We start from the raw sequence: 17,822 nt of genomic DNA, 5'->3' as shown, positions 1-17,822 counted from the left end.
CCGGTGACGGCCAAATAATATCACTTGACGCAATTACATGCACTGACGTGCGAACAGCTGGAGGCGCGAGATGAGCCATTCGTCCACCCCCGCGGCAGCGCCGCGAGCACGCCGACTCACGCGTCCCCGGTGGCGCGATCCGCGGCTGCTCATCGGCGCGGTCCTCGTGCTGGTGTCGCTCGTGGCGACGACGACACTCGTGCGGGCGGTCGCGGAGACGACGCGGGTGTGGGCCGCTGCGGAGAATCTGGTCCCCGGCGGTGAGCTCACCGCGGACTCGTTCGTGCCGATCGAGGTGAAGCTCCCTGCATCGGAGGGCGAGTACATCTCCGCGGACTCGCACATCGAGCCCGGCACGACGGTCCGCGCAGTCGTGGGTGCCGGAGAGCTCATCCCCGTCTCCTCGCTCGTCGCGCTGTCCGACCTGTCGGGACGCGTCGTCTCCGTCGACGTGTCCTCCGCGCTGCCCGCGGCAGTGGCATCCGGCAGCCGCGTCGACGTGTGGGCGACCGACGCGCGCGCCGCCGAGGTCGAGGCCCCGGACGCGATCCTCGAGGGCGTCGACGTTCTGTCGGTGGATCGCGGCGGCGGGGACTTCACGTCCCCCGGCGCAGCCCGCATCGAGGTCTACGTGCCCGACGGACGGATCGGGGAGGTCGTCCGCGCCCTGGCGACCGGTCATCACATCTCCGTGGTCGTGGTCCCCGATGGGCGCTCCGCCGACGGTGCGGATGCGGAGCCGACGGAGGTCGCCCCGTGATCGATGTGGTCGTCGCCGTGGACGTCGAGTACGAATCGAGCGTCGTGGCCGCAGTCTCGTCACTGCCGGACGCGCAGGTGGTGCGCCGCCCGGCGGACGAGGTCGAGCTCCTGGCGCTGGTGGCGGGAGGGACCGGCCACGTCGTCGTCCTGTCCCGCTGGTTCCCGGGCATCGACGCGGACGTCGTGGCGCGCATGCTCGAGGCCGGAGCTCGGATCGTCGGCTTCGGCCAGGACGAGGCGCTCTTCGCACGGTGGGGGATCGTCCACACGCTGGCGCCCGGTGCGGCACCGCAGGAGACCGGAGCCGTCCTGCGCGACTGCGCCGATGCGGTCCAGGCGCCGCCCCGGCCGACCGCCCCGCCGGTGCCGGACGGGCCGGCGACCCCCGAGGGGTCCGTGACAGCGGTGTGGGGGACCGGTTCGTCTCCGGGCCGCTCGACGATCGCTCTGGTCACCGCGCACCTCCTGGCGCGCACGGTCGGCCGCACGACGCTCGTCGATGCGGACACGGTGTCGTCGTCGCTCACCCCGGCACTGGGCCTGCTGGATGATGCCCCGCAGCTCGCGGCCCTGTGCCGCCTGGTGGTCAGCGGCGCCGCCCATGACGCGCCGGCGATCGCAGAGCGGCTGGTGGAGGTCGAGCCCGGGTTCGAGGTCGTCACCGGACTCAGTCGTGCCGACCGGTGGCCGGAGATCCGGGCGGGAGTGCTGGCCGACGTCCTCGATCGCCTGGCGGCCCGCGCGGAGCACGTGATCGTCGATGTCTCCGACCGGATCGACCCCGACGACCCCTACGCGGACCCCCACTACGACCGCCATCAGGCGACCCGGGCGGTGCTCGACCGGGCAGACCACATCGTGCTCGTCGCCTCCGCTGACCCGATCGGCCTCCAGCGTCTGGTCCGCCTGCTCGAATCGGACCGAGCCGACCGTCATGCCGATCACCTGACCGTCCTCGTCAACCGCGTGAGGGCCTCCGCCGTGGGCCCGGACCCGGAGACCCGGATCCGCTCCGTGCTCCGGCGCTTCGCCGGGGTCGAGGAGATCGTGCTCGTCCCCGATGACCGGACCACGGTGGACGCGGCCGTGCTCGCGGGACGGTCACCGCTGGAGGTGACGCGGCGATCGCCCCTCGTCACGACCCTGGACGCGGACCTGCTGCCGCGACTGCCCGGGCACACGGCCCGCCGGACGCGCACCCGCCGTCGTCCCGGCCGGTCGCGCACGCGGGTCGCGGAGCCGGTGCGACAATGAGGCCATGATCCGTGCGTATGCCCCCTTCACCGGCCAGACGTTCGCTGCGACCTGGCCGATCGGCGACCCCGTGACAGTGTTCGCTCCCGGCCCCCAGGAGCGGCGGCTGACAGGTGACGACCTGGAGCTCGGAGAGTACCGAGCGATGTCCGCGGCCGCGGCGAGCGTGTCCGACGAGGCGCTGCGAGCCGGTTCTCCGCGGGCCGTCGTCGCCGTCGACCTGCCGGAGGACGCACTGTCCGACGCCGCCGAGGTCGTGGCCGGCGTGGTCATGGGCACGGCGACGATCGATCCCCTGCGGACGGCCAGCGTCCACATCGACGACCCGGAGGGCTTCGCCGCACTGCCGGAGGACCGGGACGCCGCGCTCGCCGCGCTCGCCGATTCGGACCTCCTCTGGTTCGACTCAGCGGAGATCGGCCAGCTGGTCGAACTTCTCCGACAGCTGGGAGCGGACGACGGGCTCGAGCGCTGACTCGACCATCGGGCCGAAGAGCGGGACGGACGATTCGACCTCCGTGCGAGCACTGAGGGTCGACCCGGCGCCCTCTGCGGCACGCGTCGACGCCGGCTCGGCCACGTCAGCGCTGTCCGTCGGGTCCGCAGCAGCGGCAGTCGGATCCGCGGCCGGCGCAGTCGGGTGGGCGGTCAGCTCGACCCGCACCATGACGGGTGCCCCCGGGACCGTCACCGTGAGGTGGGCGGACTGCGGGGAGCCGGCCGGGGCCTCGGCGGCGGTGTGCACCTCCATCCGCAGGACGGCGTCCGCAGGGACGAAGCGGGACAGGGAATCGGGTATCGACTGCGCTCCGAGCGGGAACGACACGGTGAGCGCGTCGTCCGCAGTCGACTCGATGACGCCGTCCTGGCCGCGCCACGTCGTGGGGTCGAGCAGACCCGTGCGCAGCCGTGCGGGTGACAGTGCCGAAGCGCCCGTGAGGGTGAAGGACTTCATGGACGTCAAGTCTGCCTCATGGGCATAGAGTGGGCCACGTGCTCACCGTCGAGCACGCCGCACCGCTACAGCACATGAGGTGAGACTGACGTGACCGAGGTCGACCTGGCCGGAATCGCACACGCGTGGAACGAGCTTCGGGGGCAGACCCCGCCGGAGCACCTCCTCGCCGAGTACTACCCGCGACTCAGTAGTGCGGAGATGCGACGTGCGGGGCCCGAGGCCCTGGCGGCACTCGCCGCAGCCCACGTGTCGCTGGCCGAGCCCTATGAGGGCGGCCCCGCGCGCATCAGCATCCGCAACCCTGAGCACGACGCCCGTGATTACACCGGGAATCGCACGCTCATCGACATCGTGGTCGAGGACATCCGCTATGCGGTCGCGAGCGTCGTCGCAGAGCTCAACCGACAGGGACGGGCCATCCGCGAGGTCCACCACCCGATCATGGCGGTCCGACGCACCGACGAGGGTCTGAGCATCGTCCCGGATGCAGAGCTCACGCACACCGCCACAGAGACGTCCGCGCTGCCGGTCATCGGCCCGGACGGCCTGGTGACGGGCGAGATCGGCCTCGAGGGGGTCCGCTCGGAATCGTGGATCCACCTGGAGGTGGACCGCGTGCCCGAGGAGGGCTTCGCGGACGTCGAATCAGGTCTGGCCGATGTGCTCGCCTTCGCGGCGGCAGCGGATCACGACCGCAGCCGGCTGCGTCAGCGCGCCCGCGACATCGCGGCCGGACTGCGCGCACAGGCGCCCCGACCGGAGCTCACGGCGGAGGCGGCGGAGGCCGCAGAGCTGCTCGACTGGATGGACCACGGCTTCGTGTTCCTGGGCTACCGCGAGTACGCGCTGTCCGTCGACGACGACGGGAAGCGCCTGGACCCGGTGCGCGGCACCGCGCTGGGCATCTCCACGCTGCGCGAAGCGCGCTCCTCGCACCTGTCTCGGACGGTCGCCGCGAAGGCGGAGGAGCCCCACGTCCTCGTCCTCACCGAGGCGAACTCGCGGTCGCGGGTCATGCGCCGCGGCTACATGGACTACGTGGGCGTGAAGACCTACGACGAGCAGGGGAGGATCGTCGGCGAGCGCCGCTTCGTCGGACTGTGGACTCCTCGGCTGGACACCACCTCCGCACTGGAGGTCCCCGTCATCCGGACGAAGGTGCGGAACATCCTCCGGCGTTCGGGGCTGGGCCGTGACACCCACGCGGGCGACGAGCTGCTGGGCGCCCTCGAGTCCTATCCGCGCGACGACCTCTTCCACGCGTCCACGGACGAGATCTTCAGCACCGTCATGCAGGTGATCGACCTGCAGGAGAAGCACGAGCCGCGCGTCTTCATCCGCCGTGACCCGTATGAGCGGTACGTGTCGGTCCTCATCTACCTGCCGCGCGACCTCTACGACACATCGGCGCGCCAGCGGGTCCAGGAGGTCCTGCGCGAGCACTACGACGCGCACACCGTCGACTTCGACGTGCTGCTGGGCGACTCCGCTCTGGCCCGCCTGCACTTCACGGCCCGTGTGCCGGGGGAGCAGGAGCTGCCGGCGACCGATTCCGGTGAGGTCGAGGCGCGCATCGTCCGCGCTCTGCGGTCGTGGGGCGAGGACCTCTGGGAGATCCTCGCGCCGGCTGCGGAGAAGAACCCCGCGGATTCGTCCGAGCGCGCCCGCCGCTGGACGGACGCGTTCCCGCCGTCCTACACGTCGCTGCACACCCCGGCGCGGGCGGTCGAGGACGTGGCGCGCATCGAGCGGGCGGGCCGGGACTCCGGTCCCGTCGTGGCCGTGCACCGCCGCAGCGCCACCGAAGCGCTCCTGGCCTTCTACCGCCGGGAGCCCGTCACCCTCACCCAGGTGCTGCCGTACCTCGCGAACCTGGGTGCCGAGGTCGTCGACGAGCGCCCGTTCGAGCTGCGCCCCGTGGGCGGGGGCCAGGCCTGGATCTACGAGTTCGGCCTGGCGTTCGACGAGGACCTGAGCGACGAGGACCTCGAGACGATCCAGGACGGCTTCACGGCGGCATGGGCGGGGGAGCGGGACTCCGACGACCTCGACCGGCTGCTGCTCAAGGGGATCGCCTGGCAGCGGGTGAGCATCGTCCAGTCGTTCGCGAAGTACCTGCGGCAGGCCGGATTCACCTACTCCGACGCGTCACTCGCCCACGCCTTCACCTCCAACCCCGCGCTGACGGCGAAGATCGTCGAGGCCTTCGAGGTGAAGTTCGACCCGGATCGTGAGTTCGCGTCGCTCGACGAGCGCGCGGAGGCGGCAGACGCACTCCTCGCCGACATCGAGGCGGGCTTCGCGGAGGTCGCCACCCTCGAAGCCGATCGCGTCCTGCGGGCCACCGTCGACATCATCCGCTCCGTCGCGCGGACCAACGCATTCGTGAGCGCGGACGGATCGCAGCCGGATGCGATCGTCATGAAGATCCGCGCAGAGGAGCTGGACTTCCTCCCGAAGCCGCGGCCGGCGCTCGAATCGTGGGTGTATTCGCCCGCGGTCGAAGGCGTCCACCTGCGGTTCGGCAGGGTGGCGCGCGGCGGACTGCGCTGGTCCGACCGCCGCGATGACTTCCGCACCGAGGTGCTGGGGCTCGTGAAGGCGCAGATGGTGAAGAACGCCCTCATCGTCCCGACCGGTGCGAAGGGCGGGTTCTTCCCCAAGCAGCTGCCGGACCCCGCGGTCGACCGGGATGCGTGGGCTGCGGCGGGCCAGGAGGCGTACGAGACGTTCATCGGCGCTCTGCTGGATATCGCGGACAACCTCGAGTACACGGACGAGGGATCCACGGTGCTGCGCCCGGAACGCGTCATCGCGCACGATGCGGACGACTACTACCTCGTGGTCGCGGCGGACAAGGGCACCGCGCGCTTCTCCGACGTGGCGAACCGGATCGCGGCCTCCCGCGACTTCTGGCTGGACGACGCGTTCGCGTCCGGAGGATCGACAGGCTACGACCACAAGGCCATGGGGATCACCTCCCGGGGCGCGTGGAAGTCCGTCGAGAGGCACCTGCGGGAACTGGGAGTCGATCCGGCCAGCGAATCCTTCCGCGTCGCGGGCATCGGCGACATGAGCGGCGACGTGTTCGGCAACGGCATGCGCCGGTCGGAGCACATCCGCCTGGTCGCGGCGTTCGACCACCGCGACATCTTCCTGGACCCGGTGCCGGATGCGCCAGTCGGGTTCGCAGAGCGCGAGCGCCTCTACCACCTGCCGCGCAGCTCGTGGCAGGACTACGACCGGTCGCTCATCTCCCACGGCGGCGGTGTGCACTCGCGCAGCGCGAAGTCCATCGAGGTGACTCCTGAGGTCGCCGAGGCCCTGGGCACTTCGCCCGGCCGCATGACTCCCGATGAACTCATCACCGCGATCCTGACGGCGCCCGTGGACCTGCTCTACAACGGCGGGATCGGGACGTACCTGAAGTCGTCCGACGAATCCCACGCGTCCGTGGGCGATCGCGCCAATGACGCCATCCGCGTCAACGGTGAGGACATCCGCGCCCGAGTCGTCGGCGAGGGCGGCAACCTGGGCGCCACGCAGCTGGGCCGCATCGAGGCGGCGCTGGCCGGCGTCCGCATCAACACGGACGCGGTCGACAACTCCGCCGGTGTGGACTCCTCCGACCAGGAGGTCAACATCAAGCTCCTCCTCGCGGCGCTGATCCGCCGCGGTGCGTTCGCCCCGGAGGAGCGGGGCGAGGTGCTCGCATCGATGACGGACGAGGTCGCCGATCGGGTGCTGGCGAACAACTACACGCAGAACATGGCGATGGGGGAGGCCCGCTACGGCGCGCTGGCGATGACGGAGACCCTGCTGAGGCTCATGCGGTACCTGGAGCGCGAGGCGGAGCTCGACCGTGCGGTCGAGGACCTTCCCGAGGCCGGTGCGCTGCGCAAGCGCGCACAGGCCGGCACGGGGATGACCTCGCCCGAACTGGCGGTGCTGCTGGCGTACGTGAAGATGGACGCCGCGGAGAAGATGCTGGAATCGCCGGTGCCGGACGAGGACTGGATGGCAGGGCCTCTGCGGGACTACTTCCCGCCGAGCCTGCTGACGTACGAGGAGCACTACGCGGATCACCCTCTGCGCCGGGAGATCGCGACGGCGAAGATCGTGAACTCCGTCGTGGACCGCGGTGGGATCACCTACCTCTACCGGCTGCAGGAGGAGACGGGCGCTGAGCTCCCGCACCTCGTGCGCATCTTCACCGTCGTGTGCGAGGTCTTCGGACTCGACGGGCTCATCGATGAGATCTGCGCGCTCGACGGACTCGTGCCGGCGGAGGTGCAGATGGAGCTCCTGCACGCGCACGGCCGTCTGCTCGACCGCGCCTCGCGGTGGTTCGTCCATCAGAGTCCGGAAGAGCTCGACGTCATGGCGAACATCGACACGTACCGCGATGTGGTCACCCGGCTGCGGACGGACCTCGCCGACTACCTGCAGGGCGACGACCTCGTGCAGTACCAGTCGGAGCGGCAGCGCCTGCTGGATCGGGGCGTCCCGGAGGCGCTGGCCGCGCGCGCCGCGGGTCTGCTCGACGAGTTCGCGCTGCTGGACGTGGTCCAGGCGAGCGTCCGCACCGGCATGCAGCCGGAGGAGACGGCCGGCGTGTACTACTCGGTGACGGAGATGGTGAGCGGCAGCTCGCTGCTCGACATGATCCGGAGCCTGGACCGCTCCAGCCGCTGGACCGCTCTAGCACGCGGTGCGATGCGGGATGACTTCTACCAGGCGATGCTGTCCCTCACCGATGCGGTCCTCAGGCATACGGGCGGAGTCTCGGAGGACGTCGACGACATGATCCCCGCCGATGGCGCCCGCGGCGCCGACCGCGGTCGGCGCCGGTTCGCGGCGTGGCTGGAGGCCAACCGGAGTGCTCTGGAGAAGGTGCTGGACATGGTGTCGGAGCTGCGGGAGCTGGACACGGTGGATCAGGCCCCGGTGTCGGTCGTGCTGCGCCAGCTGCGCGGCGTCGTGCGCTCAGCCGACTGGGCGAGTGAGACCGCATGAGCATCCTGGCGGAGCTCCGAGCCCACGACAGCGGCTTCTCGGAGGACGACGTCGATTGGCTCCACGTCCTGGTGGGCGACTGGCAGCTCATCGCCGACCTGTCCTTCGCGGACCTCGTCCTCTGGGTTCCGAAGCCGCGCGAGGACGACGTCGACTACGTCGTCGCGGCGCAGTGCCGTCCGACGACGGGGCTCACGGTCTTCCCCACGGATGCAGTGGGGGACCGTCCTGCTCCCCGTCACCGTGCACTGATCGATCGCGCGTATCGGACCGGGGCCACGGTGATCGCCGATGACGACGGCACGCGGTTCTCCCGCGCCGATGTCGTGCCGGTCGTCCGCTCCGGTCGCGTGATCGCGGTGCTCACACGACACACGGAGGAGTCGAAGCGAACGGGCGCGTCACGGCTGGAGCGCAACTACCGCAGCAGCGCGTCGGCGCTGCTCGACATGATCGGCGAGGGATCGTTCCCGCACGCGGAGGCCTCCTCCCGCTCGCGTCGCGGAGAGCCCCGCGTGGGCGACGGGCTCATCCTGCTCAACCGGGAGGGCCGGATCAGGTACGCGTCGCCGAACGGCGTGTCCGTGCTCTACCGCCTGGGGTCGGAGGGAGACATCGAGGGCCGGTACCTCGCCGACCTCGTCGCGGACCTCGTCGATCAGCACGGGACCGTCGACGAATCGCTGCCGCTGGTGCTGACGGGCCGCACTCCGTGGCGATCGGAGATCGAGTCCGGACGGGTCACCATCTCCCTGCGGTCCATCCCCCTCAAGCGCGACGGGAACCGCACGGGAGCTGTCGTCCTGGGCCGTGATGTCTCAGAGATCCGCCGGCGCGAACGGGAGCTGATGAGCCGCGACGCCCTGATCCGCGAGATGCACCACAGGGTGAAGAACAACCTGCAGACGGTGTCCGCGCTGCTGCGCCTGCAGGCTCGCCGCGCGTCGTCCTCGGAGGCGAAGTCCGCGATCGAGGAGGCGATGCGGCGGGTGTCCGTGATCGCCGTCGTCCACGATTCGCTCAGCCAGTCATTGGACGAGTCGATCGACTTCGACGACATCATGGACAAGGGGCTGCGTCTCGCCCCGGACCTGTCGTCGCCCCTGGTCCAGGTGACGCCGCGACGGGTGGGCAGCTTCGGCAAGATCGCGACGGAGGACGCATCCGCCCTGCTGCTCGCGATCACCGAACTGGTGACCAACGCGGTGGAGCACGGCTTCCCGTTCGATCTGGACGACCCCGATCAGGAGCCCGTGTGCGGCATCATCGAGGTGCGGCCGGAGCGCGACGGGAACTTCCTGCGCCTGCGGGTCACCGACGACGGGGTCGGCCTGACTGACGATCGGGGTCCCGGCGACGGTCTGGGCACTCAGATCGTCCGCACCCTCATCACCGCAGATCTGCGCGGCACGATCGACTGGCGACGTCGTGAGGAAGGCGGAACCGAGGTGGTCGTCGAGGTGCCTCTGCGCGCGCCGGAGTGAGGCGGCAGCGCCGGTGACTCAGCGCCGGTGACTCAGCGCCTGTGACACAGTGCCAGCGACACAGTGCCAGTGACACAGTGCCAGTGACACAGAGAGGAAGGCCCGGACCCTGTGCGGGGTCCGGGCCTTCCTCTGTACTCACGGTGTGCGAGTCTCCGTACTCACTGTGTGCGAGTCGCTGTGCTCGCAGTGTGCGAGCCGTGGTGTTCAGCGTGTGCGGGCGATCAGCCCGCGCGGCGGGCGCGTGCGGCGCGGCGCTTGAGTGCGCGGCGCTCGTCTTCGCTCATCCCGCCCCAGACACCGGCGTCCTGTCCGGATTCCAGAGCCCACTGCAGGCAGGTCTCGACGACCTCGCAGCGGCGGCAGACCCGCTTGGCCTCCTCGATCTGAAGAAGCGCAGGTCCGGTGTTCCCGATGGGGAAGAACAGCTCAGGATCCTCGTTCAGACACGCAGCACGATGGCGCCAGTCCATGGGTTCCTCTCAGGTGGGGTGACAGTCCCGTCGTGGCAGACCGGCAGCGGTACGCAGTCGGCACGGTCGTCGCGGCGTGATCCGCCGCTGGCGCTCTGACGGGCGCGGAAACGGTGATAATCAAGGATCCCACGCAACCGAGCACACCCACAAGACCTCAGCTGTGTGAAGTCTCTGACAGACAATCATGCGCGAGACGCGTGCGGAAGTGCAAATCGTGTGCTAGGGCATGTCCGGCAGGCGGTCAGTCGTTGCCGTGGTCCGCGTCCTCTGCTTGCATGGTGGGCATGAGTGAGCAGCGAAGCCCCGGGAACCTGTCCGACGTCCGACTCATCGAGGTCGATGGAAAGGCGCCGCAGGTCCATGAGACTGCCTTCATCGCACCCGGCGTCACCCTCATCGGCGATGTGACGGTCGGGGCGCGGTCCTCGATCTTCTACGGCTCGGTGCTGCGCGCCGAACGGGCCTCGATCGTCATCGGTGAGGACACCAACGTGCAGGACAACACGGTCATGCACTGCGATCCCGGCTTCGACGTGTCCGTCGGCAGTCGCGTGTCGATCGGTCACGCTGCGATGATCCACGGCTGCACGATCGAGGACGACTGCCTCATCGGGATGTCCACCACCCTGCTCAACGGAGCAGTCGTGGGCTCGTACACTCTGGTCGCTGCGAAGGCGCTCGTGCTCGAGGGCGCGTCGATCCCCGCCGGGTCCCTGGTCGCCGGGGTCCCCGGCAAGGTGCGCCGCGAGCTCGACGAGGAGGGCCGTGCGCACATCGATCGCAACTGGCAGTCCTACCGCGAGCTCGCGCAGGTCCACACGCAGAAGTCCCGCATCCTGTGACCTCGTCACTCCTCTGACAGAATGAGGAGTGTGAAGAACGTACTGGATCGCTCGCAGAATCGTGTCGTCATCATCGGCGGCGGCCCCGGAGGGTATGAGGCCGCGCTGATCGGTGCCCAGCTGGGTGCTGACGTGATGCTCATCGAGCGGGACCGCTGCGGCGGCTCCGCGGTGCTCACGGACGTCGTGCCGTCGAAGTCCCTCATCGCCACCGCGGAGGTGATGGGGACGATCCACGATGCCGGCACCTTCGGCCTTCGGGTGCGCGGAGGAGAGTCGGAGACGCCCGTCGTGCCCGATCTCGCCGCGATGAACGAGAGGATCCTCGGCCTCGCGGACGCGCAGGCGAGCGACATCCACTCCGGCCTGGTCCGCGCCGGCGTCAAGGTCATCAAGGGGACGGCATCGCTCGTGGACCGCGGCACCGTCCACGTGGCGGAGGCCGGCGGCACGGAGTACGACCTCACCGCGGACACCGTGCTCATCTCCGTCGGCGCGCACCCCCGCGAACTGCCGACCGCGGTTCCCGACGGAGAGCGGATCCTCTCCTGGACGCAGCTCTACGCGCTCGACGAGCTCCCGCCGCACCTCGTGGTGGTGGGCTCCGGCGTCACCGGTGCGGAATTCGCATCGGCCTACCGCGCTCTGGGCAGCGAGGTCACTCTCGTGTCCTCCCGCGACCGCGTCCTGCCGGGCGAGGATGAGGACGCTGCCGAGGTGCTCGAGGAGGTCTTCCGCTCCCGGGGGATGAATGTCCTGTCGCGTTCGCGTGCGGAGTCCGTGGAGCGCGACGGCGAGGGTGTCGTGGTCACACTGGCCGACGGTCGGATCGTGCGCGCCTCCCACTGCCTCATGGCGGTCGGATCGATCCCCAACACGGAGGGGGTCGGCCTCGAGGAGGCCGGAGTGGCGGTCCAGGAATCGGGCCACGTCGTCGTCGACGGAGTCTCGCGCACGTCGGTGCCCGGCGTCTACGCGTCCGGCGACTGCACCGCGGTCCTGCCGCTGGCGTCGGTCGCCGCCATGCAGGGTCGCATCGCGATGTTCCACGCCCTGGGCGACGCCGTGGTCCCGCTGCGCCTGCGGAACGTCGCATCGAACGTCTTCACGTCACCGGAGATCGCGACGGTGGGGTTCACCCAGTCGGACTTCCGGGAGAACGCCTTCGAGGTCGAGACGGTGACCCAGCCCCTGCACACGAACGCGCGGGCGAAGATGCTGGGGATCACGGAGGGCTTCGTCAAGATCTTCTGCCGCCGCGGTTCCGGTTCCGTCATGGGCGGTGTGGTGGTGGGGCCGCGGGCCAGCGACCTGATCCTCCCGATCACGATGGCGGTGGAGAACCGGCTCACCGTCGACCAGTTGGCGCAGTCGTTCGTGGTCTACCCGTCACTGACGGGATCGCTCACGGAGGCGGCGCGTAAGCTGCACCACCACCAGGCCTGACGCCCCCAGCCCGGACCGGGGCGGCGGGTATCGGACAGGGGCGGTGGGTATCCGACATGAGCATGGCGAAGGGCCTGTGACGCGGACAGCGTCACAGGCCCTTCGCCATGCTGTGGGTCAGGCCTCGAACTCGACTCAGGCCTCGAACTCGACGAGGACGTCGCCGGAGCGGACGCCGGCCCCCGGTCCGACCACGACGGAGCGGACGACTGCGTCGTGCGCCGCGGTGAGCGGCTGCTCCATCTTCATCGCCTCGATGACGGCGAGGCGGTCGCCCGCGGACACCTGGTCGCCGGGGGAGACGTCCACGGCGACGATCGTCCCCTGCATCGGCGCGGTCAGGGTGCCCGACGCGACGGCGGACTTCGAGGTGCGCCTGGTGACGCGGCGGCTGCGTGACGAGGGGCGCGCGCTCGGGGCGGCCAGCGACGCGGGCACGCTGACGACCAGCCGGTGCCCGTCGACCTCGACGACCACGTCGACCTGCTCTGCGGGCGCCTCCGCATCCTCCGTCGGCTGGGGCAGTCGTTCGGCGGACCACGCCGGCATGAAGTCCTCCTCCAGCCAGCGCGTGGAGACCTGCAGATCCTGCCCCCGGAACTCCGGTGCGTCCGTGAGGCTGCGGTGCAGCGGCAGCAGGGTGGCGAGGCCCTCGAGTGCGAACTCGTCGATGGCCCGCCGACTGCGTGCGAGCGCCGTCTCCCGGTCGGGTCCCCACACGATGAGCTTCGCGAGCATCGGGTCGAAGTCCGAGCCGACGACCGTGCCTGCAGCGACGCCGGAGTCCATGCGGACTCCGGGGCCGGACGGTTCGCGGTAGCGGGTGATCGTGCCGCAGACGGGGACGAACCCGTGAGCGGGATCCTCCGCGTTGATGCGGAACTGGAAGGCGTGGCCGCGCGGCGCGGGGAAGGAGTCCGGCAGTGCCGCGCCCGCTGCGATGCGCAGCTGCCACGCGACGAGATCGATGCCGGCGACCTCCTCCGTGATGGTGTGCTCGACCTGGATGCGCGCGTTCGCCTCCATGAACGTGATGCGGCCGTCCGCGCCGACGAGGAACTCGCAGGTCGCCGCGCCCACGTATCCGACGTGGCGCAGGATGTTCACCGATGCGTCTGCGAGCAGGCGCTCCTGCTCGTCCGTGAGGCCGGGGGCTGGGGCCTCCTCGAGCACCTTCTGGTTGCGGCGCTGCAGCGTGCAGTCGCGGGTGGAGACCACGAGGACCCGACCGTGCGCGTCCGCGAGGCACTGGGTCTCGACGTGACGAGGGCGGATGATCTGCTGCTCGATGAGGCACTCGCCGCGGCCGAAAGCGGCCTTGGCCTCACGGGACGCTGCTTCGAACGCGGCGGGGAGCGCCTGCGCATCGGCGGCCGTGCGGAATCCGCGCCCGCCACCGCCGTGCACGGCCTTGATCGCGACGGGGTACCCGATCTCCTCTGCGACGTCCAGCGCCCCGCGGATCGATTCGACGGGTCCGGGGGAGCCCTGCGGGACCGGTGCGCCGACGGCCTGGGCGACGGCGCGCGCCCCTGCCTTGTCCCCGAGCGCGTCGATCGCCGAGGCCGCAGGGCCCACCCAGGTGAGTCCGGCCTCGGTGACGGCGGTGGCGAACTCGCCGCTCTCCGCGAGGTATCCGTAGCCGGGGTGGACGGCGTCCGCTCCGGCTCGCTTCGCGAGGTCGATCATCGTCGGGATGCTCAGGTAGGTCTCTGCCGCACCGCTGCCGTCGAGCCTGTACGCATCATCCGCGAGCGAGACGAACAGAGCGTCGGCGTCCGCGGCCGTGTACGCGGCGACGCTGGCGATGCCCAGGTCACGGCATGCGCGGACGATGCGCAGGGCGATCTCGCCGCGGTTCGCGATGAGGACCCGTCGGACGGGCCGGGGATCGGCGGCGATCAGATCGGTCTGCGACGCTGCGGGTGCTGCGGTCATCGGGTCTCCTCACCGGCGGGTGCGCGTGCGGGCTGCACGAACGGGAACAGCACCGCTGAATATAGGGAAGTCCATCGCGGGATTGTGGGCATCTGACAAAAGGGTGCGGCTCGATTCTCGTCCGCGAGGATGCAGCTCCGGGCGTGTCGCACGGCGCGGCCGATCACCGGGCCACGAGCACGGGGCCCCGGCCACGGGTACCCCGGTCGCGGCGACGTCGATCACTGGGGGCGAACGCTGGGGGCGATCACTGGGGAAGGCGGTTCCAGATGTCGGTCCAGAGGATGCCCATCTCTGCGAGCAGAGTGCGGAGGAGAGGGAGGCTCAGTCCGATCACGTTGTGGTGATCTCCCTCGATGCAGGTGACGAAGGCGCCTCCCAGCCCGTCGATCGTGAGGGCGCCCGCGACCTCGAACGGCTCCGTGGTCGCGATGTACGCCTCGAGCTCCGCGGAGGTCGGGGAGGCGAGGTGGACGGTCGTCTCCCCGGCAGCAGCGCGGTGTGCCCGCACCTTCCAGGGGCCTCGGGCGTGGGGGTCCTCCGGTGTGGTCCGGGTGAGGACCCCCACCCAGTGCGCGCTCCAGAGGATCGGGGACGCCCCCGCCATGTCCTGCCAGAGGGCACGGGTCCTCTCTGCGGTGTGCGGCTTGCCCACGGCGACCCCGTCCAGCTCCAGCACGGAGTCGCAGGCGACGAGGACCAGGTCGCCGTCCACGTCGTCGAGTCCGGGGACGGCGGAGGAGTCCGCGGTGAGTCGGTCGACGACGGCCTCCGCCTTCGCCTGTGCGAGGAGGGTGACCAGTGTGCGCACGTCCGCGTGCGGGTGTGCGGCCTCGAGCGCGTCCTCGTCGACATCCGGCACGGCGACGAGCGGTTCGACTCCCGCCTCCCGCAGTGTGCGCAGGCGGGAGGGGGACCCGGAGGCGAGCAGCAGGCGGGTCATGCGTCGTCCCCCGCGCGGCTGTACTGCGGCAGTGCGTAGCGCTGTGCGATCTCGTGCAGGATCGCGGCGGCCAGCTGTCGGCGGCCCAGTGGGCTGGGTCGCTGACCGGACGGATCGACGAGGCCCCCGTGCGAGGTGCCGGACAGGATGCTGGTGACCGACAGCGGGAGGGCACCGGCGGCGAGCGCGGCGAGCCATTGCGAACCGGCGAGGACGCGCGACGAGCGCCGCAGCACGGTCCGCAGAGGGTCCCTGAGTCCCGGCAGGCTGCTGAGGTTGGGGCAGCAGAGGACGACGACCGCGAAGCCGGCCCGGTCCAGGCGAGTGAGTGCCGAGGACAGGACCCCCAGCGTGATCGAGCCGGTGACCGGGAAGACGATGTCCGCCGTGCCCATCGAGACGACGGCGATCCGCGGTCCGCCGCTGGTGCGCAGGTGCGGATCCGCGAGGGTGCGGTCGACCTGGGTGATGAGGGCCTCGGCCCGCGCGGACGGCTCTGCGAACGCGGACAGGTGCACGCGGGTGCCGAGGAGCGAGGCGAGACCGCGGCTGAGCAGCCGGGCCGGGTCGCCGGGAGCGGATCCCGCGACCCAGGAGTCCCCGAGCACGGCGAGGGCCGCGGCGGGGGCCTCGCCGGCACGGGATGGGTCGGTGGGGGAGGTGTCGTCAGCGGAGGAGCCATCGGTGGGGGAGGCCCCGCTGAGCGAGCCGTCTGCCGAGGCGGTGATGAACGCGGGCGGCTCTGAGACCATGCGGGTCCCCGGGGCGTCCGATGCGTCCGCCGCCGCGGTGAACGCGCGGCGCAGCCGACCCGCCTGGAGCCGGAGGAGGCCCGATGCGGCACCGGCCAGGACGGTGGGCGCCGCGACGGTGCACAGCAGGCCGACGGCCGTCTTACGCCGCATGGGCACGCTCCTCGATCTGATCACCCGGGTGGGCGGTGGACACACGTCGTGCGGCCCCCGCTGGGTCAGCCTATCGGTCCGGCGGAACCATGCCGGATGACATCCCGATCGCGGTGATTCCGGCATATAGCATGGCGCTATGGCGAACGACAGGCGACCTGATCTCACGAAGCGGATCCGCGGTGCATGGGAGGGCTTCAGGAACCTCCGTGAAGGTGCCGCGCAGAATCCCGGCGGAGTGCTCCTGGGCGCACCGCCCACCGGACCCATGACGTTCGCAGAACCCACTGCCGACGAACGGGGCCGGGGCGCGTACGAACCGTACGTCTCTCCGCCGTTCCGGCTGGCGGCGGCCTGGAGCTGGCGGTCGCTCGTCATCGCCATCGCTCTGGGCGCACTGTTCTGGCTGATGTCGACGGTCTCGCTGGTGCTGATGCCCGCACTCATCGCCCTGCTCCTGGCTGCACTGCTCACCCCGATCCATGCCTTCCTGGTGCGGCACCGGTGGCCGCGGGCCCTGTCCGCCGGAGTCGTCTTCGTCGGCTTCCTCGTGCTCGTCGTGGGCACCATCGCATTGGTGGGACAGCAGATCGTCGCGGGCTTCGGAGAGCTGTCGGGACAGGTCATCGCGGGCTTCGTGACGATCAGCGATTGGCTGAACTCGAACCCCTTCGGCATCGACTCGTCGGTGATCTCCGGCTACATCGATGAGGGCCTCGCGCAGGGCATCGCCTACCTCGAGCAGAACGCCTCGAACCTGGTCGGCGGCGCGGCGGGTGCGGTGTCGTCGGTGGGCACCTTCGCCACGGGACTCCTCCTCACGCTCTTCACCGCGTTCTTCTTCCTCTACGACGGACGCCGGATGTTCACGTGGGCCGTCCGACTCATGCCCAAGCCCGCACGTGCGAAGACGGAGGGCGCGGCACTGCGGGGCTGGCAGACGCTCGTCCAGTACGTGCGCGTGCAGATCATCGTCGCCGGCGTCGATGCGATCGGCATCGGCCTCGGTGCACTGCTGCTGGGCATCCCGCTGGCGATCCCGCTGACGGTGCTCGTGTTCCTGGCGTCGTTCGTCCCGATCGTCGGCGCGGTCGCCACCGGCATCATCGCCGTCGTCGTCGCGCTGGTGTCGCAGGGGTTCGTGTCCGCTCTCATCATGCTGGGCGTGGTCCTGGTGGTGCAGCAGATCGAGGGCAACGTCCTCCAGCCGTTCATCATGGGCAAGGCGGTGAGCGTGCATCCGCTCGCGGTCGTCCTGGCCGTGGCGGCCGGTGCATTCCTGTTCGGCATCATGGGTGCGCTGTTCGCGGTGCCGGTCATCGCCGTCGCGAACACCATCGTGCGCTTCCTCGCCGGCGACGACATGTTCGCCGAGCAGAAGGAGAAGGACAGACCGGACGACGATCAGCCGCCTCGATACGATCCGGAGGCTGCGGACCGCCGAGGCCGGACGGCAGTCCCGGCCGGCGCAGGCGCGTCCGTCCCCGAGCAGGAGGCGCACACGACGCCTGGCTCCGCCCGTGCCACGTTCGCGGACGAGTCCACGCAGGCGCGCTCTGCGAGGTCCGGCGCCGACGACGGTGCAACAGCCGAGGCCCACGCCGCCGGGGAGCATGGCCCGGCGAGCGGGCGCGGAACGGCCGGCGGACGTGCGGCGGCGGACGAACCGCGATCGGCCGATCACAGCAGTGCGCGGCATGGCGCGGATCAGGGGGACGCCCCCGAGGACGATGCAGATGGCGAGTCCGACCACGGGTACGGGCGCCGCTGACACGAGTGGAGCATGTCACCTGCGCGC

At 70.6% G+C, this 17,822-nt stretch carries 13 protein-coding genes; 8 read left to right on the top strand and 5 right to left on the bottom strand.

The genetic code is table 11. The annotated features are described in order from the left end of the window. Window positions 1–70 precede the first annotated feature (70 nt). Genes FM105_RS03550 through FM105_RS03540 form a run of 3 tightly spaced genes read left to right on the top strand, consistent with a single transcriptional unit; the run spans window position 71 to window position 2,491 of the window. Entirely contained in the window at window positions 71–760 is a 690-nt protein-coding gene (locus FM105_RS03550; RefSeq protein WP_087004870.1) for a hypothetical protein, read from the top strand. Continuing rightward, complete coding sequence (locus tag FM105_RS03545) at window positions 757–2,016, top strand: AAA family ATPase (RefSeq protein ID WP_087004867.1); 1,260 nt, start codon at window positions 757–759, stop codon at window positions 2,014–2,016. Before FM105_RS03550 ends, FM105_RS03545 begins: the two co-directional genes overlap by 4 nt. 4 nt (window positions 2,017–2,020) lie before the next feature. Beyond that, a complete protein-coding gene (locus tag FM105_RS03540) occupies window positions 2,021–2,491 on the top strand; it encodes a DUF6912 family protein (RefSeq protein WP_087004864.1) in 471 nt (156 codons plus the stop codon). Here FM105_RS03540 and FM105_RS03535 read toward each other — a convergent pair. Further along, window positions 2,423–2,971 carry a DUF2505 family protein gene (locus FM105_RS03535; protein ID WP_087004861.1) on the bottom strand — a complete coding sequence of 183 codons (549 nt, stop codon included), beginning with the start codon at window positions 2,969–2,971 and terminating at the stop codon, window positions 2,423–2,425. The two genes, FM105_RS03540 and FM105_RS03535, sit on opposite strands and share 69 nt — an antisense overlap. A gap of 90 nt (window positions 2,972–3,061) precedes the next feature. Between FM105_RS03535 and FM105_RS03530 the strand changes: the two genes are divergently transcribed. Then, window positions 3,062–7,990 (top strand): NAD-glutamate dehydrogenase, encoded by a 4,929-nt coding sequence (locus FM105_RS03530; RefSeq protein ID WP_179207050.1) that lies wholly within the window; start codon window positions 3,062–3,064, stop codon window positions 7,988–7,990. Beyond that, the gene (locus FM105_RS03525) at window positions 7,987–9,474 is read left to right on the top strand and encodes a sensor histidine kinase (RefSeq protein WP_087004858.1); all 1,488 of its coding nucleotides are present in this window, start codon (window positions 7,987–7,989) and stop codon (window positions 9,472–9,474) included. The genes FM105_RS03530 and FM105_RS03525 overlap by 4 nt, the downstream gene beginning before the upstream one ends. A 224-nt stretch (window positions 9,475–9,698) precedes the next feature. On the opposite strand, the gene FM105_RS03520 is transcribed toward FM105_RS03525, so the two are convergent. Further along, window positions 9,699–9,947 (bottom strand): WhiB family transcriptional regulator, encoded by a 249-nt coding sequence (locus FM105_RS03520; RefSeq protein ID WP_087004855.1) that lies wholly within the window; start codon window positions 9,945–9,947, stop codon window positions 9,699–9,701. Window positions 9,948–10,234: 287 nt separating this feature from the next. On the opposite strand from FM105_RS03520, the gene FM105_RS03515 reads away from it, so the two are divergent. Continuing rightward, entirely contained in the window at window positions 10,235–10,792 is a 558-nt protein-coding gene (locus FM105_RS03515; RefSeq protein WP_087004852.1) for a gamma carbonic anhydrase family protein, read from the top strand. 30 nt (window positions 10,793–10,822) lie between these two features. Then, window positions 10,823–12,238: an NAD(P)H-quinone dehydrogenase gene (locus FM105_RS03510; RefSeq protein WP_256970200.1), complete on the top strand. Its 1,416-nt coding sequence runs from the start codon at window positions 10,823–10,825 to the stop codon at window positions 12,236–12,238. A 135-nt stretch (window positions 12,239–12,373) separates the two neighbouring features. On the opposite strand, the gene FM105_RS03505 is transcribed toward FM105_RS03510, so the two are convergent. The 3 genes from FM105_RS03505 to FM105_RS03495 all read right to left on the bottom strand — a co-directional run bounded on the left by FM105_RS03505 (window position 12,374) and on the right by FM105_RS03495 (window position 16,024). Next, the gene (locus FM105_RS03505) at window positions 12,374–14,176 is read right to left on the bottom strand and encodes an acetyl/propionyl/methylcrotonyl-CoA carboxylase subunit alpha (RefSeq protein WP_087004846.1); all 1,803 of its coding nucleotides are present in this window, start codon (window positions 14,174–14,176) and stop codon (window positions 12,374–12,376) included. A 247-nt stretch (window positions 14,177–14,423) separates the two neighbouring features. Next, on the bottom strand, window positions 14,424–15,119 hold the full coding sequence (locus FM105_RS03500; RefSeq protein ID WP_087004843.1) for a Maf family protein: 696 nt from the start codon (window positions 15,117–15,119) through the stop codon (window positions 14,424–14,426). Further along, window positions 15,116–16,024 (bottom strand): hypothetical protein, encoded by a 909-nt coding sequence (locus FM105_RS03495; RefSeq protein ID WP_087004839.1) that lies wholly within the window; start codon window positions 16,022–16,024, stop codon window positions 15,116–15,118. The genes FM105_RS03500 and FM105_RS03495 overlap by 4 nt, the downstream gene beginning before the upstream one ends. A 139-nt stretch (window positions 16,025–16,163) precedes the next feature. On the opposite strand from FM105_RS03495, the gene FM105_RS03490 reads away from it, so the two are divergent. Continuing rightward, complete coding sequence (locus FM105_RS03490; RefSeq protein ID WP_087004836.1) at window positions 16,164–17,795, top strand: AI-2E family transporter; 1,632 nt, start codon at window positions 16,164–16,166, stop codon at window positions 17,793–17,795. Window positions 17,796–17,822: the final 27 nt, after the last annotated feature.

The sequence above is a fragment of the Brevibacterium yomogidense genome, from assembly GCF_900163715.1.
In the GTDB taxonomy this organism is placed as follows: Bacteria; Actinomycetota; Actinomycetes; order Actinomycetales; family Brevibacteriaceae; genus Brevibacterium; species Brevibacterium yomogidense_A.
Note: the sequence above shows the minus strand (reverse complement) of the source record. Positions and strands in the feature narration are given on the sequence as shown.